A 24,565-nucleotide genomic window follows, 5' to 3' on the forward strand; every position below is an offset into this window, starting at 1 on the left:
AAGGGCGGCTCGGCACGTGGAGTCTCGGATCATCGGCAGTGCGGCGTCCCCCGAGGAATCGGACGTCTTCGACACGGCCAGACTGCGGCACACCGTGCTCACGGCCTGGACGGCCGCGCCCACCCGGTTCCGGGAGGACGCCAACGCCGAGGAGGAGCTCGCGCTCGGCGGCTACCGGGACCGCCTGATCGTCGAACTCGCCCAGAACGCCGCCGACGCGGCCGCCCGCGCGGGCGTCACCGGGCGGCTGCGGCTGACCCTGCGGGACGGCGTGCTGGCCGCCGCCAACACCGGTGCCCCGCTGGACGCGGCCGGGGTGGAGTCGCTGTCCACGCTGCGGGCGTCCGCGAAGCGGGAGGACGAGCGGGCGGTGGTCGGCCGGTTCGGCGTCGGGTTCGCCGCGGTGCTGGCCGTCAGCGACGAACCCGCCGTGCTCGGCCACACCGGGGGCGTGCGCTGGTCGCTCACCGACGCCCGCGCCCTGGTCGCCGAGATCCCGGAACTCACCGGGGAGTTGGCCCGCCGCGAGGGCCACCTGCCGGTGCTCCGGGTGCCGTTCGCGGCCGGGGGCGAACCGCCCGCGGGCTACGACACGGTGGTGGTCCTGCCGCTGCGCGACGCCGCCGCCGAGGACCTCACCCGCCGCCTGCTCGCCGAGGTCGACGACGCCCTGCTGCTGACCCTGCCCGGCCTGGCCGAGGTGGTCGTCGACACCGACGGCACCGAGCGCACGCTGACCCGCACCGCGCACCCGCCGCGCCCCGAGCAGCTGCCCACCGTGACGATCACCGACGGGGAGCGCAGCACCACCTGGCAGACCGTCAGCGCCTCCGGCACCGCCGCCCCCGAACTGCTGGCCGACCGCACCACCGAGGAGCGGGCCCGCCCGTACTGGACGCTCACCTGGGCCGTCCCCGTCGACGGCGAGGGCCGCCCGCAGCGCCCGCGCACCGCCGCCGTGGTGCACGCCCCCACCCCCAGCGACGAGCCGCTCGGCGTGCCCGCGCTGCTGATCGCCTCGTACCCGCTCGACCCGACCCGGCGGCACGTCGCGCCCGGGCCGCTCACCGACTTCCTCACCGAGCGCGCCGCCGAGGCCTACGCCGACCTGCTGCGCGCCCGCGGCGCCGACCTGCACTCGCTGGACCTCGTCCCCGCCCCGCTCGGCCGGGGCGCCCTGGACGGCGCGCTGCGCACCGCGGTGCTGCGGCGGCTGCCCGAGGTCCCGTTCCTGCCGCACCCGCGCGGCACCGAGGAGGGCACCCCGGCGCTGCGCCCGCGCGACGCCGTGCTGCTGGAGGGCGCCGACCACTCGGTGGTGGAGGCGCTGGCCCCGGTCTTCCCCGGCCTGCTCCCGGCCGGCCTGGAGCGCCGCACCGAGCTGCGCACCCTGCAGGTGCGCCGCACCCCGCTCGCCGAGGTGGTCGACCAACTCGGCGGCCTGGAACGGGAACCCGCCTGGTGGCGCAGCCTGTACGCGGCCCTGGCCGGGGCCGACCCGGAGTCCCTGGGCGCGCTGCCCGTCCCGCTCGCCGACGGCCGCACCGTCACCGGCCCGCGCCGCGTCCTGCTGCCCTCCGACCCCGCCGACTGGGCCGGTTACGAGGGCTACCCGGCCGCGCTCGCCGAGGCGCTCGACCTGCTCGACCTGCGGCTGGCCCACCCCGACGCGGCGCACCCGCTGCTGGCCAAGCTCGGCGCCGCCACCGCCACCCCCGCGGGCGTCCTGGACACCCCCGAGGTGCGGGCCGCCGTCGCCCGCTCGCTGGAACTCGGCGAGGACGACTACGAGGCCGCCGTCGACCTCGCCGACGCCGTCCTGGCCCTGGTCAAGGCCGCCGCCCCCGCCCCCGGCGAACACCCCTGGCTGGCCCGCCTGGCCCTCCCCGACGACGAGGGCGAGCTCGCCCGCGCCGGTGAACTCCTGCTGCCCGACAGCCCGTTGTCCCGCCTGGTGGACGAGGACGACGCCGCCTTCGTCGACGACGACCTGTACGACCGCTGGGGCCCCGAGGTGCTCGCCGCGGCCGGGGCGCTCACCAGCTTCACCCTGGTCCGCGCCGAGGACGTCGTCCTCGACCCCGACGACCTGGAGCGCCTCGACCCCACCGCCCCCGCCGACCGGGCCGCCGGGGGCCGCCCCACCGGCCTGATCGACGAGGCCCCCGACGGCCTCGCCGACTGGTGCGAGGACGCCCTCGAGGCCCTGCACGCCGACGACGCCGGGGAGTTGGGCGTCCCGCCGGTCGCCGCCGAACTGCTCGCCGTCCGCGACCTCGACCTGGTCGCCGACGACGCCTGGCCCGAGGCGCTCGCCCTGCTCGCCCAACCCCCGTACCGGGACGCCGTGGTGACGCCGGTGCGCACCCTGCTGCCCGACGGCAGCTACGCCGACCTGCCCCCGTACACCGCCTGGTGGCTGCGCGACCACCCCGTCCTGGACGGCCGCGAACCCGCCGGGCTGCGCGCCGCAGGCGCCGACCCGCTGCTGCGCGGCCTCTACGACGAGGCCCGCACCGACCTCGACCCGCAGTTCCTGCACGCCCTGGGCGTGCGCACCACGCTGAACGCGCTGCTCGCCGAACCGCACGGCCCCGAGGAGCTGATCGACCGGCTCACCGACCCGCTCTCCGAGGTCAGTCACCGCCAACTGCACGGCATCTACAGCCTGTTGGCGGCCCTCCCGGCCGAGCGGGTCGAAGGCCTCGACGTGGTGCGGGCGCTCGCCCCGCTCGACTCCGCCTCCGGTCGCCGGGACGACCGCACCGTCATCGTGGACGCCACCACCGCGGTCGTCGCCGACGCCCCCGACCTGGTCGAACTCCTCCACGACCACGCCGTGCTGCCCGTCCACCCGCTGCTGGCCCCGGCCCTGGCCGAGCGCCTGCACGTCTCGCTGGCCAGCGAGGTGGCGGGCGGCCGGGTGCTGTCCGAGGGCACCCTGCACCGCACCCCCGCGGTGGTCCGCGAACTCCTCCCCGGCTGCCCCGCCGTCTACGAGGAGCACGACGAACTCCTGGTCGTCGGCCCCGACGGCGAGGAGGCGCACGTCGCCTGGCGCTGGGACACCTCGGCGACCGCCCCCGAGCTCCCCTACGACCCGGAGGACGCCGAAGCGGCCGACGAGGACGACGAGTTCGACGTCCCGCCCGTCCCCGGCCTGCTGCACGCGGCCACCCCCGAGGGGCTGGCCGCGGGCCTGGCCTGGTCCGTCCACCAGTGGCACCGGCGCTTCGAGATCCTCGCCGCCCTCACCGAACCGGACCGGGCGTACGAGCTGCTGGCGGCGCGCGACTACGAATAGCGGGCCCCGAGGGCGCGTGTTCAGGGGCCCGAGCCCCTGAACGCGCATCTCGTCAGCTCTTCTCGACGAGGATCCGCGAGGTGACCTCCAGCAGGCAGCCCGCGATCAGGGCGATCGCGACGCCGGTCAACGGGTCGCGCCAGCCGACGAGTTGGAGCTGGAAGAAGTCGGAGAGCCAGGGGACCACCAGCACCAGCGCGAACGCGCCGGACATGGTGCCGATCAGCAGCAGGCGCCACCAGGTGTAGGGGCGGGCGACGATCGCCAGCACCCAGATCGCGCAGATGAACAGCGTCAGGGTGGCGACCGAGGTGTCGGCCTTCAGGGTGGTCTCGTCGTCGCCGCGGGCCAGCGCGTAGGCGGCGAAGGTCGCGGCGCCGCAGATCACCCCGCCGGGCACCGCCAGCCGCAGCACCCGGCGGACGAAGCCGGTGCGGGCGCGCTCGTTGTTGGGGGCCAGGGCGAGGAAGAACGCCGGGATGCCGATGGTCAGCGAGGAGAGCACCGTCGAGTGCCGGGGCAGGAACGGGTACGGGACCTGGGTGAACACCACCAGCAGGGCCAGCAGCACCGAGTAGACCGTCTTCACCAGGAACAGCCCGGCGACGCGCTCGATGTTGCCGATCACCCGGCGGCCCTCGGCGACCACCGAGGGCAGGGTGGCGAACCGGTCGTCGAGCAGCACGATCTGGGCGACGGCCCGGGTCGCGTCCGAGCCGGTGCCCATCGCCACGCCGATGTCGGCGTCCTTGAGGGCGAGGACGTCGTTGACGCCGTCGCCGGTCATCGCGACGGTGTGGCCCTTCGACTGCAGGGCGCCCACCAGGGCGCGCTTCTGCTGCGGGGTGACCCGGCCGAAGACGGCGGTGCGGTCGGCGACCTCGGCGAGCTGCTCGGGGTCGGTGGGCAGGGTGCGGGCGTCGGTCGCGGTCCCGGCGTCGGGCAGGCCGAGGTGGGCGGCGACCGCGCCGACCGAGACGGCGCTGTCGCCGGAGATGACCTTGGCCCGGACGTCCTGGGAGCGGAAGTAGCGCAGGGTGTCCGCGGCGTCCTCGCGCAGGCGCTGCCGCAGCACCAGCAGGGCCAGCGGCCGCAGCTGCGCGGCCGGGTCGGGGGCGTCCAGCGGCAGCGGGCTGCGGCCCAGCAGCAGGACGCGCAGGCCCTTCGCGCCCAGCTCGTCGACCTCGGCGAGCGCGGGGGCGCCGGGCGGGAGCAGCACGTCGGGGGCGCCGAGCAGCCAGCTGCCCTCGGTGCCGCCGGGCTCCAGCAGCTGCACGCCGCTCCACTTGCGGGCGGAGGAGAACGGGACCGCCTCCAGCACCCGCCAGCGGCCCTCCGGCGGCGGCCCGTACGCGTCGATGACGGCCTGCATGCTGGGGTTGGGGCGGCCGTCGGCGGCGCCGATCGCGCCGAGCGCCTCGGCCAGCAGGGGCTCCTCCGGCTGCGGGGAGCCGTCCGGGGCGGCGAGCGGGCGCAGGTCGACCAGGTCCATGCCGCCCTCGGTGAGGGTGCCGGTCTTGTCCAGGCACACGGTGTCGACCCGGGCCAGGCCCTCGATCGCGGGCAGCTCCTGCACCAGGCACTGCTTGCGGCCCAGCCGGACCACGCCGATCGCGAAGGCCACCGAGGTGAGCAGCACCAGGCCCTCGGGCACCATCGGCACGATGCCCGCCACCATCCGGCGCACCGCCTCCTTCCAGTCGTTGCGCTGCACCGCGAGCTGGCTGACCACCAGGCCGATCGCGGTCGGCACCAGCAGGTAGGTGATGAACCGCAGGATCCGGTCGATGCCGGTGCGCAGCTCCGACCGCACCAGGGTGAACCGGCTGGCCTCCTCGGCGAGCCGGGCGGCGTACGCCTCCCGGCCGACCTTCGTCGCGGTGAACGCGCCCGCCCCGGCCACCACGAAGGAGCCGGACATCACGTGGTCGCCGGGGCGCTTGTGGACGGGGTCGGGCTCGCCGGTCAGCAGCGACTCGTCGACCTCCAGGGCGTCCGCCTCGGTGACCGTGCCGTCCACCACGACCTTGTCGCCGATGCCCAGCAGCACCGTGTCGTCCAGCACCACCTCTCCGGTGGCGACCTGCACCGCGGCGCCGTCCCGGCGGACCTGGGGGCGGGCCTCGCCGATCAGCGCGAGGCCGTCCAGGGTCTTCTTGGCGCGCAGCTCCTGGACGATGCCGATCGCCGTGTTGGCGACGATGACCAGGCCGAACAGGCCGTCCTGGATCGGGCCGACCACCAGGATGATGCCGAACATCACCCCGATGATCGCGTTGAACCGGGTGAACACGTTGGCCCGGACGATCTCCCGCACCGAACGGCTCGACCGCACCGGGACGTCGTTCACCTGTCCGCGGGCGACCCGCTCGGCGACCTGGGCCGCACTCAGCCCGGGCTGGTACGCGCCGCCCGCGCCGGTGGGGTGCGCGCCGGGCCCCGGGAGGGGGCCGGGGACCGGGCCGGGCGCGGCGGTGCCTTCCGCTGAGTGCGTCATGGCACCGACTCTAGGTGGGCGTTTTGTCCGGTGCGCCCCGCCTCGGGAGGGTTTCCGGCCGGACGGGTGGCGGCCCGGCGACGGGGGCCGGGCGGCGGGGGTCGGGCGGCGGGGGCGGGCGGTGTGGGGTCAGGCCACCGGTTCCCCGGCCGCCTCGGCGGCGCGGGCGCGGCGGATCGCGGCCCGGCGGGCCGTGCAGTACTTGAGGCCGATCAGTCCGAGCAGGCCGCCGGACAGGCAGATCCACGGCCAGGTGCCGTGGCCGTGGTCGGACAGCCACCCCTGGAACGGCACCAGCGCCACGAAGCCGACGAACCACAGCACCGTGCCGGTGCCGACGATGGCGACGTCGTTCCCCTCGAGGGGCGGGGGAGCGGCGCGCAGCGCAGTCTTGGGCATGGGCCCTAGCCTACGGGGCCGCCCCGACGGGGGGCCGTGGCGGGTCGTGCGGCCATCCGTGACGGGCTGTGACCGTTCGTGGCCGTAATGGGCTTACTCTACGCGCGAAGATGGCGCGTGCACGACCGGAATCGACATACTGAAATGCCCCCCACCTTGCTTCGCCCGGTCTCCCCCGGCCTCTCCCGATCGAGGACTCCCGACATGTCTCCGCAGGCCCAGTCGACCACCGCGTCGCCCGAGCCCTCCCAGAACGCGCCGAAGCCCCCGTCCGGCGCCCTGGACCGCTTCTTCAGGATCTCCGAGCGGGGCTCCACCCTGCCCCGCGAGATCCGCGGTGGTGTCGCCACGTTCTTCACGATGGCGTACATCCTGGTGCTCAACCCGATCATCCTGGCCTCGGCCACGGACATGAACAACACGCACCTCAACGGTGGACAGCTGGTCACCGCGACCGCGCTCACCGCCGGTCTGACCACCCTGCTGATGGGCGTCATCGGCAACGTCCCGATCGGCCTCGCCGCGGGCCTGGGCGTCAACACCATCGTGGCGCTCCAGCTCGCCCCCCAGATGACCTGGCCCGACGCCATGGGCATGGTCGTCCTGGCCGGTTTCGCGATCATGCTGCTGGTCGCCACCGGCCTGCGCGAGCGCGTCATGAGCGCCGTCCCGCTCGGCCTGCGCAAGGCCATCGCGATCGGCATCGGCCTGTTCATCACCCTGGTCGGCCTGGTCGACTCCGGCTTCGTCACCCGCATGCCGGACGCCGCCCACACCACCGTCCCGCTCCAGCTCGGCGCCGGCGGGCACCTGCACGGCTGGCCGGTGCTGATCTTCATCCTCGGCCTGCTGCTGACCCTGGCCCTGGTCGTCCGCAAGGTGCCCGGCGCGATCCTGATCTCCATCGCCGTGATGACCGCCGTCGCGGTGGTCGTCCAGCAGTTCGCCGACCTCTCCGCCGACAGCTGGGGCCTCACCGTCCCCACCTGGCCCGGCAACCCCGTCGCCACCCCCGACTTCGGCCTGGTCGGCCACTTCAGCCTGTTCGGCGGCTTCCAGCACGTCAGCGTGCTGACCGGCATCCTGTTCGTCTTCACCGTGCTGATGAGCTGCTTCTTCGACGCGATGGGCACCATCCTCGGCGTCGCCGACGAGGCCCACCTGCTCGACGAGAAGGGCGACCTCCCGGGCATCAACAAGGTCCTGATGGTCGACGGCATCGCCACCGCCGCGGGCGGTGCGACCTCCGCCTCCGCGAACACCTGCTTCGTCGAGTCCACCGCGGGCGTCGGCGAGGGCGCCCGCACCGGCTTCGCCTCGATCGTCACCGGCGCGCTCTTCCTGCTCGCCCTCTTCCTCACCCCCCTCGCGACCATGGTCCCCGCCCAGGCGGCCACCCCCGCCCTGGTCACCGTCGGTTTCCTGATCCTGGCGAACTCCATCAAGGAGATCGACTGGTCCGACTACACCATCGCGATGCCCGCCTTCGTCACCATCGTGATGATGCCGTTCACCTACTCCATCACCAACGGCATCGGCTTCGGCTTCATCACCTTCTGCGTCCTGCGCCTCGTCGCGGGCCGCGGCCGCACCGTCCCGATCGCGATGTACGCCGTCGCCGCCGTCTTCGCCTTCTACTACCTGATGCCCGCGCTCGGCCTGCTCTGACGCCGCCCGGCACCGCGAACGGCCCTCCCCCGCAGCACGCGGGGGAGGGCCGTTCGCGGTGTTCGATATCAGATGAAGGGCGACCTCGATATCACGGGAGTCGCCAGCTGACGGAAGGACGACCATGACGCGCACGGTCATCGACCTCGACGACGACCTCCTCGCGGAGGCTCAGCAGCTTTTCGGGACGTCCACCAAGGTCGCCACGGTGAACGCCGCCCTGCTCGAAGCCGTCAAACTCGCCCGCCGGATAGAGTTCGCGGACGCCGTGGCCAGTGGGGAGTTCGACCTCCTCGGCGAGCCCGGCGACCGGGCGGTGGCGTGAGCCGGGAGCGCTTCCTGATCGACAAGTCGGCCCTGGCACGGTGGGGTAAACCGTCCGTACGGCCGGTGCTGGACGACCTCTCCCAGCGAGCCCTGCTCGCCGTCAGCCCGACGGTGGAGATGGAGGTGTTGTTCAGTGCCCGCACACTGGCCGAGGCGGAGCGCATGCGCCACCTGCTCCGGGGCTTCGACTACCTGCCGTGTCCCGACGAGGTGTGGGACCGGGCGAAGCAGGTGCAGCAGCAGGCGCTGTTCCGCGGGAACCACCGGGCACTGCCGATGGCGGACCTGCTCATCGCGGCCACGGCGGAGCGGCACGGGGCCACCGTCCTGCACTACGACGGCGACCACGACATGATCGCGGCGATCACCGGTCAGCCGGCCCGCTGGGTGGTGCCGGCCGGGACGGCCGACTGAGGGTGCCTGCCCGGGCGGGCGCGGGCGCGGGTGCGGGAAAAACCTGAGGTGGGGAGAGGTGCGGGCGGGATAGCGTGGGCGCGTCCCGGGGCGGCTGTCTACCGCTCCTCTCGTGGCGCGACCAACGCGCCCGCAACCCAGGGAGTTGCTTCTTCATGGTGCGTGTCCTCGTCGGTGAGCTGCCGTCCGCGATCGGGCGGACGGTGACGGTCAAGGGGTGGGTCAACACGCTGCGGCTGCAGAGCAAGGTGCAGTTCGTGGTGGTGCGGGACCACACGGGGGCGGTGCAGGTCACGCACCGGCGCGGGGGTGAGCAGGACGCGCTCGGGGAGCTGCTGCGGGGGCTGACCGTCGAGTCGGCGGTGGTGGTGACGGGGCGGGTGGTGGCCAACCCGGTGGTGAAGCTCGGTGGGTTGGAGATCGTCCCGGAGCGGGTCGAGGTGGTGTCGGCGGCCGAGCCGGGGCTGCCGATCGGACCGGAGACCGGGGCTGAGCAGCGGCTGAACTGGCGGTTCCTGGACGTCCGGCGCCCGGAGCGGCGGCTGGTGTTCGAGGTGCAGACCACGGTCGAGCGGGCGATGCGCGAGGTCGCCGCCGAGCAGGGCTGCACCGAGCTGCACACGCCGAAGCTGATGGGGACGGCCTCCGAGTCCGGGGCGGAGGTGTTCGAGGTCGGGTACTTCGACCGCAAGGCGTACCTGGCCCAGTCCCCGCAGTTCTACAAGCAGATGGCGATCGCGGGCGGCATCGACCGGGTCTTCGAGATCGGTCCGGTGTTCCGCGCCGAGCCCTCCTTCACCTCCCGGCACTCCACCGAATTCACCGGCATGGACGTCGAGTTGGCGTGGATCGACGGCGTGGAGGACGTGATGTCCTTCGAGGAGCGGATGCTGCGCCGGGTGCTGGAGCAGGTCGCCGAACGGCACGGCGAGGAGATCCGGCAGCACTGGGGCGTCGAGGTGGTGGTGCCCGAACTGCCCTTCCCCCGGCTGACGATGGCCGAGGCGGTGGAGAAGTTGCGGGGCGCCGGATGGGACGCGGAGGGCGTCCGGGAGGACCTCGACCCGGAGGGCGAGCGGCTGCTCGGCGCGCTGGTCGCGCAGGAGACCGGGCACGAGTTCGTGTTCGTGACCGGGTTCCCGGCCTCGGTGCGGCCGTTCTACCACCTGCGTTCGGCCGCCGACCCGACCGTCACCGACTCCTTCGACCTGCTGTGGAAGGGCGTGGAGATCACCACCGGCGCGCAGCGCGAGCACCGGCACGGCCAACTCGTCGCCCAGGCACGGGAGAAGGGCATGGACGCGCGCCCCGAGGGCCCGCTCGGCCGGTACCTGGACTGCTTCCGGTACGGCATGCCGCCGCACGGCGGGTTCGGCCTCGGGCTGGCCCGGGTGCTGATGCTGGCGCTCGGCCTGCCCTCGATCCGGGACGCGGTCTTCCTGTTCCGCGGCCCGAACCGGCTGGAGCCGTAAGGGGGTTCACCGGCCGGTGCGGGCCGCGCCGGGCGGCCACAGGACGTCCACCGGCAGCCCGGCGGCCCGGGCGGCGGCGACCATGTCGGCCGTCCCGCCCGGACCGTTGCCCGGACGGCCGTCCCAGACCGCGACCAGGCGGTCGGCGAGCTGCAGCAGCCGGTCGTTGGCGGCCACGTACGCGGCCGGGTCGAGCCGGGGCGCGGGCAGCACCTGCACCTGGTGCGCGGCGGCGAGCAGCCGCTGGAACGCGGCGCGTTCGGCGGCGGTGACCTGCGGACCCGGGTGGGACGGGCCGGGCAGGACGGCGACCAGGCGGCCGCCGCGGGCCAGCACGGCGTCCGCGAACAGCGTGTCGGCGCCCGGGGCGAGGCAGGAGACGCCCGTCAACTCCCCGGCCGGGTGGGCGGACAGCAGCGCGTCCAGGGCCGCGCGGACGGCGCGGGCGGTGGCCGGGGCGAGGTCCAGGTGCCCGGTCACGGCGATCACGGGCATGGTGGGCGCTCCCCGGGCGGTCGTCGGTGCTCGGTGAGATCCTGCCAGGACGGGGCCGGGGCGCGGGGCAGTCGGCCCGGACCGGTCCGAAGGCCCGCGGGCCGCAGGGCGGTCGCCCGCCCGGTCGGGGGCGGGTGACGTGCTGGACAGCGCGGACCGCCCGCCCGACAATCACGCTATGGCCGCTCAGGAGTTCAGCACCCAGCTCGCCCGCCCCTCGCAGGCCGAGCGGGACAGCGCGCTGGAGGTGCTGCGGGACGGGGTCGGCAGCGGCCGACTCTCGCACGACACCTTCATCCGCCGGATGGAACTGGTGCTGACCGCCCGCAGCCGCGCCGAACTCGCCGAGGTGGTCGGCGACCTGCGCACCTACGGCCCGCTCTCCCGGGCCCTGCTGCGCGGCGTCGCCAAGCTCTCCGCGCTCCAGGTCCGGCTGCGGCAGACCTGGCACGCCGAGCAGCTGACCCGGCTGCGACTGCCCGACCCGGCCGTCCGGCGGCTGCGGATCGGCCGGATGACCGGCTCCGACCTCCGGCTGGGCGACTCGACCGTCTCCCGGCACCACGCCGAGCTGCGCTACGAGACGGGCGACTGGGTGCTGTACGACCTCGGCTCCAGCAACGGCACCTTCGTCAACGACCGCCGGGTGGCCGGCGGCACCGTGGTCCGGGCCGGGGACCGGCTGCGCTTCGGCCGACTGGGCTTCCACCTCACCGCGGACTGAGGGCGTCCGCCCCGGTGGGCGGGGCGCGGCGTTAATCAATTTTCCTTAGACTCGGTAATGACGTAGGCTAAGTACATGCCCGAGATGTCCGAGGACGACCTGCTGGCGGTCAGCCAGCTGCGGTCGTCCGCGATGCGCCTGGCCCGACGGTTGCGACACCAGCGGGTCGAGGAGTCGCTGAGCCCCACCGAGATGGGGGTGCTCGGCACGCTCGCCCGCTGCGGCAGGGCGACACCAGGCGAGCTGGCCCGCAAGGAGCACGTCCAGCCGCCGTCCATGACCAGGATCATCGCGATGCTGGAGGAGAAGGGCCTGGTGCGGCGCGAGCCGCACCCGGAGGACCGCCGACAGGTGGTGGTCAGCAGCACGGAGCAGGCCGAGGAGATCCTCAACGAGTCCCGCCGCCGCCGGAACGCCTGGCTGGCCGCGCTCGCCGAGGGCCTCGACCAGGAGGAGTGGGAGCGGCTGAAGGCGGCCGCGCCCGTGCTCTACAAGCTGGCCAACCTGTAGCACCACCGACCGGCACGACCAGGGTCCGTCCCGTCCCGGGCACACGAAGGAGAACCGCATCACCGCAGCACCCACCAGCACCGCACACCGCGCCGCGACCGTCCGACCGGTCGCGGCGCGCAGAGGGGAGACCATCTTGACACCGCCGGCCGCCCGCGCCGCCGCGATCCGCACCGCGACCGTCCACACCGACCTCCGCACCGACCCCCGGCGCCTGACCACCCGCCCCGCGGGAGCGCGCCACGACGAACCGCTCACCGACGAAGCGGCCGCCACCGGGACCGCGCCCACCGGCGCCCCCGCCGCGCAGAGCCAGGCACCCGCCCCCACGGGCCTGCCGGCCAGCGGCGACGACGACCCCGAGCATCGCACCGCGGCGGAGGCCCCCGCCGCTCAGCCGGGCCGGTTCACCCGCCCGGGAGGGATGTTCTCGTCCCTGCGCATCCGCAACTACCGGTACTACTTCGCCGGTCAGGTCGTCTCCAACACCGGCACCTGGATGCAGCGCATCGCCCAGGACTGGCTGGTGCTCAGCCTCACCGGCAGCCCGTTCGCGGTCGGCATCACCACCGCCATGCAGTTCCTGCCCATGCTGCTGCTCGGCCTGTGGGGCGGCGTCCTCGCCGACCGGCTGCCCAAGCGCCGCCTGCTGATCGCCACCCAGGGCGCGATGGGCCTGCTCGCCGCGGGCCTGGCCCTGCTCACCGTCACCGGCGCCGTCACGCCCGTCGCCGTGTACCTGTTCGCGCTGCTGCTCGGCCTGGTCACCGTGGTCGACAACCCGACCCGGCAGGCCTTCGTCAGCGAGATGGTCCCGGCCAAGGACCTCGCCAACGCCGTCAGCCTGAACGCCGCGAACTTCCAGACCGCCCGCCTGGTCGGCCCCGCCGTCGCGGGCGCGCTGATCGCCGCGGTCGGCAGCGGCTGGGCGTTCGCCGTCAACGCGCTCTCCTTCGTCGCGGTCATCGGCGGCCTGCTCGCCATGCGCAGCAGCGAACTGCGCCCCGTCGAGCGGATCGCCCGCGAGCGCGGACAGCTCCGCGAGGGCCTGCGCTACGTCCGGGAACGCCCCGAGCTGCTCTGGCCGATGGTGCTCGCCGGATTCATCGGCACCTTCGGGTTCAACTTCCCGACCCTGCTCTCCGGCTTCGCGCACGACACCTTCCACGTCGGCGCGGGCGAGTACGGCCTGCTCAACACCGCCATGGCGGTCGGCTCGCTGACCGGCGCCCTGCTCGCCGCCCGCCGCGGCGCGCCCCGGCTGCGCCGCCTGGTCTTCGCCGCGCTCGCCTTCGGCGCCCTGGAGGTGCTGGCCGCGTTCGCCCCCGGGTACTGGACCTTCGCCCTGCTGCTCACCCTGATCGGCGTGTTCGGCCTGACCTTCAACACCTCGGTCAACTCGGCCCTGCAGCTCGGCACCGACCCCGAGATGCGCGGCCGCGTGATGGGCCTGCTCGTCCTGGTCTTCACCGGCGGCACCCCGATCGGCGCCCCGCTGGTCGGCTGGATCACCGCCGCGTACGGCCCGCGCCCGGGCCTGCTCGCCTGCGGCCTGGTCTCCGCCGCCGCGGCCGGGGTGGTCGCGCTCGTCCTCGGCCGGATCGGCGGCCTGCGCCTGCGCCTGGACCCGCACCCGGTGCGGACCCGCGGCCGGGTGTTCTCGGTGGTGCAGAAGGACGACCTGGCGACGGCCTGCTAGGCCCTGTCCGGTGCCCGCCGACCGGGCCGGTGCCCGGCTGCTGGACTGCCCGGTGCGCAGCTCCAGCAGCCGCCCCGGCGGCCGGTTCTCCCGATCCGACCGGGGCACGGGGGAGGGGTGCGGCAGGATGACGGGATGAGGCTCTTCGTCGCCGTGAACCCTCCGGCACCCGCCAAGCAGGAACTCGTCGACGCCGTGGAACCCCTGCACCGACTGCCCGGCGCGGACCGCCTGCGCTGGACCGAACCCGCCGGCTGGCACCTCACCCTGGCCTTCCTCGGCGAAGTCCCGGCCGACGAGGTGCCCGCCCTGGAGCACGCCCTGGCCCGGATCGCGGGCGCACACCCGAAGCACCGGCTGCGCCTGTCCGGCGGCGGCACCTTCGGCGAACGGGCCCTCTGGGCGGGCGTCGAGGGCGAGGTCCGGGTCCTGCGGGAACTGGCCGCGGCCGTGCGGGGGGCGCTCGGCGCCGAGGACGAGGAGCGCGGCTTCCACCCCCACCTGACCCTCGCCCGCTCCGGCACCACCCGCAGCCGCACACCGGCCGGGCCGGGGGAGCTGCGGGCGATGGCCGACGCGCTGCGGGGCTTCCGCGGCCGGGAGTGGCGGGCCGGACGGATCCAGCTGATGCGCAGCGAGACGGGCTTCGGAGCGGCCCGCTACACGGCGGTGGAGGGGTGGCCGCTGGGCACGTGAAGGGTGTGCCGCCCGTGTTCGCCCCCGGCCCGGCGTCCCGGTTCCGCGCCCCCGGAGGCTCAGCCCCCGATCCCGGGGGCCTCGCGGAGCGCGATGCGGGTGGGGGTGGTGGGGCCGAGCTCCAGGAGGGCGAGGGTGTTGGGGCCGGGGCGCAGGAGCGGCAGCGGGCAGTAGAGGGCGGACTGCGGGCCCCTGCTGTCGTAGCGGCCGAGCAGGAAGCCGTTGACCCAGAGGTAGCCGTGGTGGCCCTCGGGGACGGCGAGGAAGGTGTCGCCGGGGGCGTCGAGGTGGAGGGTGCCGCGGGCGAGCGTCTCGGGGGCGGGGGTGCCGGGGGTCCAGGCGGTGGCGGCGGGGAGCGGGTCGAGGGCGAGCGGTTCGGCGTGCCAGCCGTGCAGGTACTGGCGTTCGTGGCGGACGCCGGTGATGCCCTTGGTCTCGCCGACCCGCGGGCCGTAGTTGACCCGGCCGAGGGATTCGACGAGCAGCCGGACCCGGGCGCCGCCGCCCGCCGTGACGGGTTCGTCGGCGGCCACGCCGCGTTCGAGCGCGGTGGCGGGTTTGCCGTCCACCTGGAGGGCGGCCCGGTCGCGCAACCCCTCGACGGTGAGCGGGAGTTCGGGGGCGGCCGCGGGCACGGTGGTGGTGTAGCGGACGAGGCCGTGCTCCAGGCCGAGTTCTTCGAAGGACGGGGGGACGGGCGAGGCGACGGCCGGGCCGAACGGCAGCTCGGCGTACTCGTCGAGGGTGACCTCGCGGGCGTCCAGCAGCGGTGCGGGCTCCGGGAGTTGCGGGATTCGACCGTCCAGGTAGCGGGCCTCGTCGGGGTGTTCGGCGGCGAAGTCGGCGATGACCTGTCGGAAGGCGTCGAACTTGGCGGTGGGCAGGCCGCGTTCGTCGAGGGGGGCGTCGTAGTCGTAGGAGGTGGTGGTGGGTTGGTAGGGGGAGTGCGTCCAGTCGGTGGAGTTGAACGGGGGGTCGGCGTGGTTGGCTCCGGCGGTGGTGCCGAAGTTGGTGCCGCCGTGGGCCATGTAGAGGTTGACGGAGCCGCCGGCGGCGAGGATCCGGCGCAGGGTGTCGGCGGCGTCGGCGGCGTCGCGGGTGTGGTGGGGACCGCCCCAGTGGTCGAACCAGCCGTTCCAGTACTCCATGCAGAACGGCGGGTCCTCGGGGCGGTGGCGGCGCAGGGCGGCGAAGGCGCCCTGCGGGTCGGAGCCGAAGTTGACGGTGGCCAGCACGCCGGGGACGGTGCCCGCGGCGAGCATGTGGTCCTCGGGGCCGTCGGAGGTGAACAGCGGGACGGTGACGCCGCGCTCGCGCAGGCCGCGGGCCAGGTGGGCGAGGTAGGCGGCGTCGCTGCCGAAGGCCCCGTACTCGTTCTCGACCTGCACCATCAGCACGGTGCCGCCGGGCCGGCCCCACTGGCGGTCGACGACCTGGGGGAGCAGCGCGTCGAAGTACGCGTCGACGGCGGCCAGGTACGCCGGGTCGCTGGTGCGGGCGCGGCGGCCGACCCGGGCGGTGAGCCAGCCGGGCAGGCCGCCGTTGTCCCACTCGGCGCAGATGTACGGGCCGGGCCGGACGATCGTCCACAGGCCCTGGCGGTGCGCCTCGTCGAGGAAGGCGCCGAGCTCGTCGAGCCGTTCGCGGCGGCCCGGCGCGGGTTCGTGCAGGTTCCACGGCACGTACGTCTCGACGGTGTTCAGGCCCATCGCGCGCACCGCCGCCAGCCGGGCGGGCCACTGCTCGGGGCGGCTGCGGAAGTAGTGCACCGCCCCGGACAGGATGCGCAGCGGTCGGCTGTCGAGGCGGAAGCCGGTCGAGTCGTAGGTGAGCATGCCCCTAGCCTGCCCAACCGGGGGGCGTTCAGCCGCGGTGACATGCGCCGCGGCGGGCCCCGGGCACGGGGTGCCCGCCCGGGGTGCGGGGCCGGGCGGGCGACCGACTAGTCTCGAAGCGTGGACCCGAAGACCCGTATGCGGATCGTGACCGGCGCGTTCGTTCTGTTGCTCGCCGTGGTGATCGTCGGCGCGCTCATGCAGAAGTAGTTCGTGCGGAGGTGGCGGACGCGGCGTCCCCGTCCGCCGCGGTCGGCGGCGGGGTGGTGCGCAGCCGGCCGATCATGCCGGGGTTGGCGATGCCGGGCAGCAGCATCCGCCACAGGGCGGTGAGGCGCTCGGGCAGGTCGGCGCGGGCGGTGTAGACCTGGGACATCACCCGGACGCCGGTGAACGCGGCGATGATCACGTCGGCGGCCTCGTCGAGGTCGAGTCCGGGCAGGGTCTCGCCCTGGTCGGCGGCCTCGGCGAGCAGGGTGCGGACCACGGCGCGGGACTGCTCGTACGGGGTGTCGCCGGGGCGGGGCAGCGAGGTCTGCTCGACGGCGAGGCGGACGGCGGCGCGCAGGACGGCGTCGGTGTGCAGGCGGTCGGCGAAGGCGAAGCACAGGTCGATGACGGACTGCAGGCGGCTGGCCTGCGGGGAGCGCTCGGGGAGGGCGAGGCCGTCGCCGTGGGCCTCCAGGACGGCGAGCGCGATGGCCTCCTTGGACGGGAAGTGGTGGTAGAGGGCGCCCCTGGTCAGGCCGGTGCGGGAGAGGATCTCGTTGGTGCCGGCGGCGTCGTACCCGCGCAGGTCGAAGACCTCGGCCGCGGCCTCCAGGATGGCCCGCCGCGAACGGATGCCGCGTTCCTGCTTGGTCATGCTCGGTCTCCTCGGTCGCGTTGGGGCACCGCTGAGGATGCCGACCTGTCTGCATCCTATCGCCAGGACGGGCGGCCACAGGAGGCTGCCTTTCCGCTTCCTGGTCCGCCCTTGGCGCATTATCAGACAGATCTGTCGGTATGGTGGGCGGCGCCGCGGCCCGAGCGCCGGGCCCGCCGGGGGATGAGGGGGCGGTCGCCCATGGAGTGCACCCGGCTCGGCCGCGGCGGCCCCGCCCCGGAGGCGTACGCCTGGTGACGGACCCCGCCCCGGCCCGGTGGACGCCGCAAGGCCCCGGTCCGTGCGCGGACCGGGGCCTTGCGGGGTGACGGGGTGCGTCAGTCGTTCAGGTGCTCGACCACGTAGTCGATGGCGCCGGTGAGCTTCTCGACGTCCGCCGGGTCGACCGCGGGGAACATCGCGATGCGCAGCTGGTTGCGGCCCAGCTTGCGGTAGGGCTCGGTGTCCACGATGCCGTTGGCACGCAGTGCCTTGGCGACCGCGGCGGCGTCGACCGAGTCGTCGAAGTCGATGGTGCCGACGACCTGCGAGCGCTCCTCGGGCTTGGCCACGAAGGGCTGCGCGAAGGAGGACTTCTCGGCCCAGGAGTACAGGATCGAGGAGGACTCCGCGGTGCGGGCCACCGCCCACTCCAGGCCGCCCTGGCCGTTCAGCCACTCCAGCTGGTCGGCCAGCAGGAAGAGGGTGGAGATGGACGGGGTGTTGTACGTCTGGTCCTTCGAGGAGTTGTCGATCGCGGTCGGCAGGTCGAAGAACGGCGGGACGTACCGGCCGGAGCCGGCGATCTCCGCGGCGCGCTCCAGCGCGGCCGGCGAGAAGGTGGCCAGCCAGAGGCCGCCCTCGGAGGCGAAGGACTTCTGCGGGGCGAAGTAGTAGACGTCCGTCTCGCGGATGTCGACCGGCAGGCCGCCCGCGCCGGAGGTGGCGTCGACCAGGACCAGCGAACCGGCGTCCGCGCCCTCGGGGCGGCGGATCGGCATCGCGACACCGGTGGAGGTCTCGTTGTGGGTGAGGCCGTAGACGTCCACGCCCGCCTCGGCGACCGGCAGCGGGTGGGTGCCCGGGGCGGTCTTGATCACCGTGGGCTCGGCCAGCCACGGGGCGGCCTTCACCGAGGAGGCGAACTTGGACGAGAACTCGCCGAAGTCCAGGTGCTGCGACTTCTCGCGCACCAGGCCGAACGCGGCGATGTCCCAGAACGCGGTGGAGCCGCCGTTGCCGAGCACCACCTCGTAGCCCTCCGGCAGCGAGAACAGCTCGGCGACGCCCTGGCGGACGCGCTTGACGAGGTTCTTCACCGGGGCCTGGCGGTGGGAGGTGCCCAGCAGGGAGGTTCCGGTGGCGGCGAGGGCACTCAGGGCCTCGGGGCGCACCTTGGAGGGGCCGCAGCCGAAGCGGCCGTCGTTGGGCAGATTGTCGGCGGGGATCTGAATCTGAGCCACCCGCGCAGCCTATCGCCCGGGCGCGCGGCGGCGGTACGGCCGTCCGGCCGCTGAGACGTGATCTTGGCCGCCCGGACAGGCCGCACCGGAGCGCGTGACCCCTGGTCAGGGAAGGTCCACGCGCCCGGTGGCGGCGCCGTCCGGACCGGCGACCGGACGGCTTTTCACCCGGAAGTGGGTCAGCCGGCGATCTGCTCCCAGCCCTCGATCTCCTGCGGCTTGCGGGAGCCCGGGCCGATGTAGCGGGCGGCCGGGCGGACCAGTCGGCCGGTGCGCTTCTGCTCCAGGATGTGCGCTGACCAGCCGGCCGTGCGGGCGCAGGTGAACATCGAGGTGAACATGTGCGCCGGGACCTCGGCGAAGTCCAGCATGATGGCGGCCCAGAACTCGACGTTGGTGGCCAGCACGCGGTCGGGGCGGCGGTTGTGCAGCTCCTCCAGCGCGGCCTTCTCCAGCGCCTCGGCGATCTCGTAGCGCGGCGCGCCGAGCTCCTTGGCGGTGCGGCGCAGCACCCGGGCGCGCGGGTCCTCGGCGCGGTAGACGCGGTGGCCGAAGCCCATCAGGCGCTCGCCCTTGTCCAGGGCCTTCTTCACGTAGCCGGCCGCGTCGCCGGTGCGCTCGATCTCCTCGATCATGCCGAGCACCCGGGACGGCGCGCCGCCGTGCAGCGGGCCGGACATCGCGCCCACCGCGCCGGACAGCGCGGCCGCGACGTCCGCGCCGGTGGAGGCGATCACCCGGGCGGTGAAGGTGGAGGCGTTCATGCCGTGCTCGGCGGCCGAGGTCCAGTACGCGTCGACGGCCTTGACGTGCTTCGGGTCCGGCTCGCCGCGCCAGCGGATCATGAACCGCTCGACGATGGTCTCCGCCTTGTCGATCTCGCGCTGCGGCACCATCGGCAGGCCCTGGCCGCGGGCCGACTGGGCCACGTACGACAGCGCCATCACGGCGGCCCGGGCGAGGTCGTCGCGGGCCTGCTCGGCGGAGATGTCCAGCAGCGGCTTGAGGCCCCAGACCGGGGCGAGCATGGCGAGGGCGGACTGCACGTCGACCCGGATGTCGCCGGAGTGGACCGGGATCGGGAACGGCTCGGCGGCCGGCAGGCCGGGGGCGAACTTGCCGTCCACCAGCAGGCCCCACACGTGCCCGAAGGAGACCTGGCCGACCAGGTCCTCGATGTCCACCCCGCGGTAGCGCAGCGCCCCGCCCTCGCGGTCGGGCTCGGCGATCTCGCTCTCGAAGGCGACTACACCCTCAAGGCCGGCTACGAAATCCGACATCAGAACGGCTCCTTCAGTGATCCGACGCGGCGCGCGGCCGTGGTGGGGCGGCACGCCGGTGGCCGATGGTGGTTGGCACTCGGTGTCAGAGTGGCAGGCACGGAGTGCATTGCGCCATACACCACGACGGTGATGTTTCCCCCACGGGCCGCTCGCACCCCTGTCGTCTCCGGCGTCGTCGGCGGATTTTCGGGGCGTTCCCGGCGGTGGCCGGACGGTTCCCCGGCAGGCGGGTCGTGAAGCGGTGGCGAGCCACCCTACTCCCGACCGGCCCCGGAGGCGGCGGCGCCCGGCGCTTGTCGTACGGGATGATGGGGGCGTGCCTACCGCGGAACGCCACCCGAGCACCGAGCCGAGTGCCCTGCCCCTGCCCACGGAACCCGTCGAACCCCCGGAGCCCGTAGCGCCCGTCGGACCCGTCGGGGCCGCCGGGGAGCGGCCCGGGCCGGACCCGTCGGCGATGCGCGAGCACTACCTGCACGAGGGGCTCGCCGAGGGGGAGCTGGCCGACGACCCGTACCAGCAGTTCACCCGCTGGTTCCACGAGGCGGGCGAGGCGGGCGTGCCCGAGCCCAACGCGATGGTGCTCTCCACCGCCGACGCCGAGGGGCTGCCCTCCGCGCGCACCGTGCTGCTCAAGGGCTACGACCGGCGCGGCTTCGTGTTCTTCACCAACTACGGCTCCCGCAAGGGCGCCGACCTGGCCGCCAACCCGAACGCCGCGCTGCTCTTCCCGTGGATCGTGCTGGCCCGGCAGGTCATCGTGGCCGGCCGGGTGGAGAAGGTCGGCCGGGACGAGACCGCGGCCTACTTCCGCACCCGCCCGCACGGCTCCCAGCTCGGCGCCTGGGCCAGCGAGCAGTCCAGCCCGCTGGCGGACCGCGGGGTGCTGGAGCGGCGGTACGCCGACCTGGCCGCCCGTTACCCGGAGGGCGAGGGCGTGCCCGTCCCGCCGTTCTGGGGCGGCTACCGGGTCGTCCCGCGGACCGTCGAGTTCTGGCAGGGGCGCGAGAACCGGCTGCACGACCGGCTGCGGTACGTCGCCGCGGGGGCCGGGTGGCGGGTCGAGCGGCTGTTCCCCTGACGGATCATCAACTTCCGTGACTGTCAAGCTTTCCCGACTGCTCCGAACGAGGTAAATTTTCTCGAACGGCGCAGCGAAAGCACAGGTTTGGGCGGGCTGGAAGCAGGGAACGGCGCTACAGTTTCGCGGTGGTGAGTCTCGGCAATCGGATGCCGGGATCCTGCTTCGCGCGCCCGCTGCCGGGCGCAGAAACGAGTCATCATGGTCGCCGCCACCAAGCCCGCCGACAGCGCGCGCGCCGAGGAGTCCGCCCCCTCGCTGGCAGCTCTGGCCGCTCTCGGTACCGAGGAACTCGCCGCCGGACTGCACCGGGCCCTCCCGGGCGGCGAGTCGGGACAGGTCGCGGTGGCCGCGTTCAACTCCTCGATCTGAACCGGTACCGGAGCACCGAGACCGACACGACGCCCCACCCCTGATCCCCGTGCCGCCCGCGCCGCGCCCCCTGGTCCCGTTCTCGCAGTACGTCGTCAAGATGCACGGCCGGTGCGACCTGGCCTGCGACCACTGCTACGTCTACGAGCACGCGGACACCAGCTGGCGCGGCAAGGCGAAGGTGATCGACGAGGCGGTGCTGGCCCGCACCGCCGAGCGGATCGCCGAGCACGCCCGCGCCCACCGGCTGCCCGCCGTCCACGTGGTGCTGCACGGGGGCGAACCGCTGCTGGCGGGCCCCGCCCGGCTCGGCCGGGCGGCCGAACTGCTGCGCGCCGCGCTCCCCGCCGACTGCGCCCTCGACCTGCGCATCCACACCAACGGGGTGCGGCTGCGCACCCGCCACCTCGACCTGTTCGCCGAGCACGGCATCAAGGTCGGCATCTCGCTGGACGGCGACCGGGCGGCCAACGACCGGCACCGCCGCTTCGCCGACGGCCGCAGCAGCCACGCCGAGGTGCTCGCCGCCGTCGCCCTGCTGCGCCGCCCCGAGTACCGGCACCTGTACGCGGGTCTGCTGTGCACCGTCGACGTGGAGAACGACCCCGTCGCGGTGCTGGACGCGCTGGTCGCCCTGGAACCGCCCCGGGTGGACTTCCTGCTGCCGCACGCGACCTGGGACGAGCCCCCCAAGCGTCCCGCCGGGCTCGGCGGGACGCCGTACGCGGACTGGCTGCTGGCCGTGCACCGGCGCTGGGAGGAGCTCGGCCGCCCCGTCCCGGTGCGCACCTTCGACTCGATCCACCGCACCCTGCGCGGGCGCTCCAGCCTGACCGAGTCGCTCGGGCTGGACCCGGCCGATCTGGTCGTGGTGGAGACCGACGGGTCCTTCGAGCAGGCCGACAGCCTGAAGACCGCGTACGACGGCGCGCCCGCGACCGGGTTCACCGTGTTCGAGCACAGCCTCGACCAGGTCGCCGCGCACCCCGGCATGGTGGAGCGGCAGTCCGGGCTGGCCGGGCTGGCCGAGCGGTGCCGGGCCTGCCCGGTGGTGCGCTCCTGCGGCGGGGGCCTCTACGCGCACCGCTACCGGGGCGACGACGGCTCCGGCTTCCGCAACCCCTCCGTCTTCTGCGGGGACCTCTTGAAACTGATCACCACCATCCGGGACCGGACGGTGCCCGCCGCCACCGTCCCGGCGCAGGACGCGCCCGGCGGCGGGCTGACCGGGCGCCAGCTCGACGAACTGGCGGCGGGCTACGGCGGGGCCGACACCGTCCGGGCCCTGGCCGGGGCCCAACTCGGGCTGACCCGGCGGCTGGTGGCCGCGGTCGGGGCGGCCTCCCCGGCCTGGGAGCTGGTCACCTCGCTGGACGCGGGCGACGGCGCCGCGCTGTCCGCGGTGCTGACCCACCCGTACGTCCGGGCCTGGGCGGTGCGCTGCCTGGGCGGCGGGGGCGGGACGGGCCCCGGCGGGACGGGCTCCGGCGGGACGGGACCGGGGGCGGACCTCGGCGGGGTGGCCGAGCTGGCGGCGGCGGCGGCGCTGCGGGCCCGCCGGTCCTTCGAACTGCCGCTGCCGGTGCGGGCCGGGGCCGTGCACCTGCCCACGCTGGGGCGGGTGCTGGTCGGCGGCGCGGGCGAGACCGTGCTGACCGGCGACCCGGAGGGCTTCGCGGTCGGCGGCGTCCGGATCGGCTGGGACGCGCCCGGCGACGAGCGCTGGCAGCCGGTGCGGCGGGTCGCCCTCGCCGACGGCTGGACGCCCGCGCTGGAGGACACCGACCCGCAGCGCGACAGCCACCAGTGGCCGGTCTCCGGGCGCCTGGACGAGGCCGAACTGCGGGCCTGGACGGGCGCGTTGCGGGAGGCCTGGGAGCTGATCGGCCGCGACCTGCCCGGCTACGCGCCCGGCATCCGGACCGGCCTGTCCACCGTCACCCCGCTACGGCCGGGGCCCGCCGGGCGGGACGTCTCGGCCGCCGCCCGGCAGGCGTTCGGCGCGGTCGGCATCGCCCGCCCGGCCGCCGCGCCGACCCTCGCGCTGCTGCTGGCCCACGAGTTCCAGCACGTCAAGCTGGGGGCGGTGCTCGACCTGCACGACCTGTACGACCGGACCGACCGGCGGCTGTTCCACGCGCCCTGGCGGCCCGACCCGCGCCCGCTGGAGGGGCTGTTCCAGGGCACGTACGCGCACCTCGCAGTCACCGAGTACTGGGCCGCCCGGGTGCGGGTGCTCGCGGACGGGCCGGAGCGCGAGAACGCCCGCTTCCAGCTGGCGCGTTGGCGCTCGCACACGATCGGGGCGATCGAGGAGCTGGACGACTCCGGGGCGCTCACCCCGCTCGGCGAGCGGTTCGCCGCGGGCATGCGGGCGGCCGTCGAGCCCTGGCTGGCGGTGCCGGTCGGCGCGGCCGCCGAGGCGGCGGCCCGGGAGGCGGCCGCGGAGAACCTCGCGCAGTGGCGGGCCCGGGTGGGCGCCGCGTCCGGCTGACGGGACGTCCGGCCCGGCGGGTGTGGAAGGGCCGGAAGCGCGGGCAGGGGTGAAGGACGACCGGCCGCCGGCGGGGCGGTGCGGCCGCGGCGCGTCGACTGTGGGGCCGGTGTGCCGGCCCGCGGCTGTGGGAGGCCCTGTTGTACTCCGTGACGGAGCTCATCGCGGATCTGGACCGGCTCGGCGTCCGGCCGGGGGAGACCCTGCTGGTGCAGGCCGCCCTGCGGTCGGTCGGGCCGGTGGTGGACGGCGCGCAGGGGGTGGTGCGGGCGCTCAGGGGGGCGCTCGGGGCGGACGGCACCCTGGTGGTCTACACCGCTACGCCCGAGAACTCCCGCACCTCCTCGTACTACCGGGCCGCCGTCGCCGGGATGACCCCCGCCCAACTGCGCCGCTACCACGCCCGGATGCCCGCCTGGGACGCCGCCGAGACCCCGGCCTCGCCCACCATGGGCCGGCTCGCCGAGGAGGTCCGGCTGCTGCCCGGCGCCCGGCGCAGCGGCCACCCGCAGACCTCCTTCACCGCGATCGGCCCCCGCGCCGAGGAGATCACCGCCCGCCACCCCTGGTCCAGTCACCTCGGCGAGGACTCGCCCGCCCACCGGCTCTACGAGGCGGGCGCCCGCTGCCTGATGATCGGCGTCCCGGTGTGGTGCTGCACGCCGCTCCACCTGCTGGAGTACTGGCAGCCGGACCGCGAGGAGCAGCAGTACCGGTGCGTGGTGCGCACCCCCGACGGCCGCCGCAGCTGGCGCTCCTTCACCGGCACGCGGCTGCACGACGAGCACTTCCCGGAGATGGGCGAGGTGCTCGCCGAGGGCCTCGCGGACGAGATCCGCACCGGGCCGGTCGGCGACGCCCGCTGCCACCTGATGCCGATCCGCGAAGCGGTCGACCTCGCCGACAAGTGGTACCGGAACAGGTCGAGTTGACGACGGATCAGATCAAGGCCCTATTCCATTCGGAC

Annotated in this window: 20 protein-coding genes; 13 read left to right on the forward strand and 7 right to left on the reverse strand. The window is 74.6% G+C overall.

Annotated features, from left to right (window positions below; translation table 11 throughout):
* Positions 1–16 precede the first annotated feature (16 nt).
* Positions 17–3,304: a sacsin N-terminal ATP-binding-like domain-containing protein gene (locus tag ACFY00_RS10430; RefSeq protein ID WP_388029461.1), complete on the forward strand. Its 3,288-nt coding sequence runs from the start codon at positions 17–19 to the stop codon at positions 3,302–3,304.
* A 52-nt stretch (positions 3,305–3,356) separates the two neighbouring features.
* Here ACFY00_RS10430 and ACFY00_RS10435 read toward each other — a convergent pair whose 3' ends face one another.
* Complete coding sequence (locus tag ACFY00_RS10435; RefSeq protein ID WP_388029464.1) at positions 3,357–5,801, reverse strand: HAD-IC family P-type ATPase; 2,445 nt, start codon at positions 5,799–5,801, stop codon at positions 3,357–3,359.
* Positions 5,802–5,930: 129 nt separating this feature from the next.
* Positions 5,931–6,200: a DUF2530 domain-containing protein gene (locus ACFY00_RS10440; protein WP_388029467.1), complete on the reverse strand. Its 270-nt coding sequence runs from the start codon at positions 6,198–6,200 to the stop codon at positions 5,931–5,933.
* Between the two features lie 204 nt (positions 6,201–6,404).
* Between ACFY00_RS10440 and ACFY00_RS10445 the strand changes: the two genes are divergently transcribed.
* From ACFY00_RS10445 to aspS, 4 genes are all read left to right on the forward strand, one after another.
* On the forward strand, positions 6,405–7,868 hold the full coding sequence (locus ACFY00_RS10445; protein WP_388029469.1) for an NCS2 family permease: 1,464 nt from the start codon (positions 6,405–6,407) through the stop codon (positions 7,866–7,868).
* A gap of 124 nt (positions 7,869–7,992) precedes the next feature.
* Positions 7,993–8,193 carry a type II toxin-antitoxin system VapB family antitoxin gene (locus ACFY00_RS10450; RefSeq protein WP_388029472.1) on the forward strand — a complete coding sequence of 67 codons (201 nt, stop codon included), beginning with the start codon at positions 7,993–7,995 and terminating at the stop codon, positions 8,191–8,193.
* On the forward strand, positions 8,190–8,609 hold the full coding sequence (locus ACFY00_RS10455) for a PIN domain nuclease (RefSeq protein WP_388029475.1): 420 nt from the start codon (positions 8,190–8,192) through the stop codon (positions 8,607–8,609). The genes ACFY00_RS10450 and ACFY00_RS10455 overlap by 4 nt, the downstream gene beginning before the upstream one ends.
* A gap of 155 nt (positions 8,610–8,764) precedes the next feature.
* Entirely contained in the window at positions 8,765–10,081 is a 1,317-nt protein-coding gene (aspS, locus tag ACFY00_RS10460; RefSeq protein WP_388029477.1) for an aspartate--tRNA(Asn) ligase, read from the forward strand.
* A 6-nt stretch (positions 10,082–10,087) separates the two neighbouring features.
* Here aspS and ACFY00_RS10465 read toward each other — a convergent pair whose 3' ends face one another.
* Positions 10,088–10,576 carry a hypothetical protein gene (locus ACFY00_RS10465; RefSeq protein WP_388029479.1) on the reverse strand — a complete coding sequence of 163 codons (489 nt, stop codon included), beginning with the start codon at positions 10,574–10,576 and terminating at the stop codon, positions 10,088–10,090.
* Between the two features lie 178 nt (positions 10,577–10,754).
* Between ACFY00_RS10465 and ACFY00_RS10470 the strand changes: the two genes are divergently transcribed.
* The 4 genes from ACFY00_RS10470 to thpR all read left to right on the forward strand — a co-directional run bounded on the left by ACFY00_RS10470 (position 10,755) and on the right by thpR (position 14,205).
* The gene (locus ACFY00_RS10470) at positions 10,755–11,300 is read left to right on the forward strand and encodes an FHA domain-containing protein (protein WP_388029482.1); all 546 of its coding nucleotides are present in this window, start codon (positions 10,755–10,757) and stop codon (positions 11,298–11,300) included.
* Positions 11,301–11,375: 75 nt separating this feature from the next.
* On the forward strand, positions 11,376–11,810 hold the full coding sequence (locus tag ACFY00_RS10475) for a MarR family winged helix-turn-helix transcriptional regulator (RefSeq protein WP_388029484.1): 435 nt from the start codon (positions 11,376–11,378) through the stop codon (positions 11,808–11,810).
* A 424-nt stretch (positions 11,811–12,234) separates the two neighbouring features.
* The gene (locus ACFY00_RS10480) at positions 12,235–13,509 is read left to right on the forward strand and encodes an MFS transporter (protein WP_388029807.1); all 1,275 of its coding nucleotides are present in this window, start codon (positions 12,235–12,237) and stop codon (positions 13,507–13,509) included.
* A 135-nt stretch (positions 13,510–13,644) separates the two neighbouring features.
* Positions 13,645–14,205: an RNA 2',3'-cyclic phosphodiesterase gene (gene thpR / locus ACFY00_RS10485; RefSeq protein ID WP_388029487.1), complete on the forward strand. Its 561-nt coding sequence runs from the start codon at positions 13,645–13,647 to the stop codon at positions 14,203–14,205.
* 59 nt (positions 14,206–14,264) lie between these two features.
* Here thpR and ACFY00_RS10490 read toward each other — a convergent pair whose 3' ends face one another.
* The 4 genes from ACFY00_RS10490 to ACFY00_RS10505 form a co-directional block, all read right to left on the reverse strand.
* Positions 14,265–16,040, reverse strand: coding sequence for a beta-galactosidase family protein (locus ACFY00_RS10490; protein WP_388029490.1), 1,776 nt, complete (start codon positions 16,038–16,040; stop codon positions 14,265–14,267).
* 196 nt (positions 16,041–16,236) lie between these two features.
* Entirely contained in the window at positions 16,237–16,905 is a 669-nt protein-coding gene (locus tag ACFY00_RS10495) for a ScbR family autoregulator-binding transcription factor (protein WP_388029493.1), read from the reverse strand.
* Positions 16,906–17,243: 338 nt separating this feature from the next.
* Positions 17,244–18,368, reverse strand: a complete 1,125-nt coding sequence (gene serC, locus ACFY00_RS10500) for a phosphoserine transaminase (protein WP_033250565.1) — start codon at positions 18,366–18,368, stop codon at positions 17,244–17,246.
* Positions 18,369–18,547: 179 nt separating this feature from the next.
* Positions 18,548–19,648, reverse strand: coding sequence for a citrate synthase 2 (locus tag ACFY00_RS10505; RefSeq protein WP_388029496.1), 1,101 nt, complete (start codon positions 19,646–19,648; stop codon positions 18,548–18,550).
* A 460-nt stretch (positions 19,649–20,108) separates the two neighbouring features.
* Between ACFY00_RS10505 and pdxH the strand changes: the two genes are divergently transcribed.
* The 4 genes from pdxH (at position 20,109) to ACFY00_RS10525 (ending at position 24,530) form a co-directional block, all read left to right on the forward strand.
* Positions 20,109–20,732 (forward strand): pyridoxamine 5'-phosphate oxidase, encoded by a 624-nt coding sequence (gene pdxH / locus ACFY00_RS10510; RefSeq protein WP_388029809.1) that lies wholly within the window; start codon positions 20,109–20,111, stop codon positions 20,730–20,732.
* Positions 20,733–20,933: 201 nt separating this feature from the next.
* Positions 20,934–21,104 carry an FxSxx-COOH cyclophane-containing RiPP peptide gene (gene fxsA, locus ACFY00_RS10515; RefSeq protein WP_344553762.1) on the forward strand — a complete coding sequence of 57 codons (171 nt, stop codon included), beginning with the start codon at positions 20,934–20,936 and terminating at the stop codon, positions 21,102–21,104.
* A gap of 49 nt (positions 21,105–21,153) precedes the next feature.
* Entirely contained in the window at positions 21,154–23,598 is a 2,445-nt protein-coding gene (locus ACFY00_RS10520) for an FxsB family cyclophane-forming radical SAM/SPASM peptide maturase (RefSeq protein ID WP_388029499.1), read from the forward strand.
* Positions 23,599–23,747: 149 nt separating this feature from the next.
* A complete protein-coding gene (locus ACFY00_RS10525) occupies positions 23,748–24,530 on the forward strand; it encodes an aminoglycoside N(3)-acetyltransferase (RefSeq protein ID WP_388029502.1) in 783 nt (260 codons plus the stop codon).
* Positions 24,531–24,565: the final 35 nt, after the last annotated feature.

Origin of the sequence: Kitasatospora sp. NPDC001540, assembly GCF_042894345.1 — a bacterium.
GTDB lineage: Bacteria > Actinomycetota > Actinomycetes > Streptomycetales > Streptomycetaceae > Kitasatospora > Kitasatospora phosalacinea_C.

What these genes read in the sequence shown, in the direction of transcription:
- ACFY00_RS10435 (WP_388029464.1), bottom strand. Translation starts at nt 5,801, where the DNA reads ATGACGCACTCAGCGGAAGGCACCGCCGCGCCCGGCCCGGTCCCCGGC.
- ACFY00_RS10440 (WP_388029467.1), bottom strand. Translation starts at nt 6,200, where the DNA reads ATGCCCAAGACTGCGCTGCGCGCCGCTCCCCCGCCCCTCGAGGGGAAC.
- ACFY00_RS10445 (WP_388029469.1), top strand. Translation starts at nt 6,405, where the DNA reads ATGTCTCCGCAGGCCCAGTCGACCACCGCGTCGCCCGAGCCCTCCCAG.
- ACFY00_RS10450 (WP_388029472.1), top strand. Translation starts at nt 7,993, where the DNA reads ATGACGCGCACGGTCATCGACCTCGACGACGACCTCCTCGCGGAGGCT.
- aspS (WP_388029477.1), top strand. Translation starts at nt 8,765, where the DNA reads ATGGTGCGTGTCCTCGTCGGTGAGCTGCCGTCCGCGATCGGGCGGACG.
- ACFY00_RS10465 (WP_388029479.1), bottom strand. Translation starts at nt 10,576, where the DNA reads ATGCCCGTGATCGCCGTGACCGGGCACCTGGACCTCGCCCCGGCCACC.
- ACFY00_RS10470 (WP_388029482.1), top strand. Translation starts at nt 10,755, where the DNA reads ATGGCCGCTCAGGAGTTCAGCACCCAGCTCGCCCGCCCCTCGCAGGCC.
- ACFY00_RS10475 (WP_388029484.1), top strand. Translation starts at nt 11,376, where the DNA reads ATGCCCGAGATGTCCGAGGACGACCTGCTGGCGGTCAGCCAGCTGCGG.
- ACFY00_RS10480 (WP_388029807.1), top strand. Translation starts at nt 12,235, where the DNA reads ATGTTCTCGTCCCTGCGCATCCGCAACTACCGGTACTACTTCGCCGGT.
- thpR (WP_388029487.1), top strand. Translation starts at nt 13,645, where the DNA reads ATGAGGCTCTTCGTCGCCGTGAACCCTCCGGCACCCGCCAAGCAGGAA.
- ACFY00_RS10490 (WP_388029490.1), bottom strand. Translation starts at nt 16,040, where the DNA reads ATGCTCACCTACGACTCGACCGGCTTCCGCCTCGACAGCCGACCGCTG.
- ACFY00_RS10495 (WP_388029493.1), bottom strand. Translation starts at nt 16,905, where the DNA reads ATGACCAAGCAGGAACGCGGCATCCGTTCGCGGCGGGCCATCCTGGAG.
- ACFY00_RS10505 (WP_388029496.1), bottom strand. Translation starts at nt 19,648, where the DNA reads ATGTCGGATTTCGTAGCCGGCCTTGAGGGTGTAGTCGCCTTCGAGAGC.
- pdxH (WP_388029809.1), top strand. Translation starts at nt 20,109, where the DNA reads ATGCGCGAGCACTACCTGCACGAGGGGCTCGCCGAGGGGGAGCTGGCC.
- fxsA (WP_344553762.1), top strand. Translation starts at nt 20,934, where the DNA reads ATGGTCGCCGCCACCAAGCCCGCCGACAGCGCGCGCGCCGAGGAGTCC.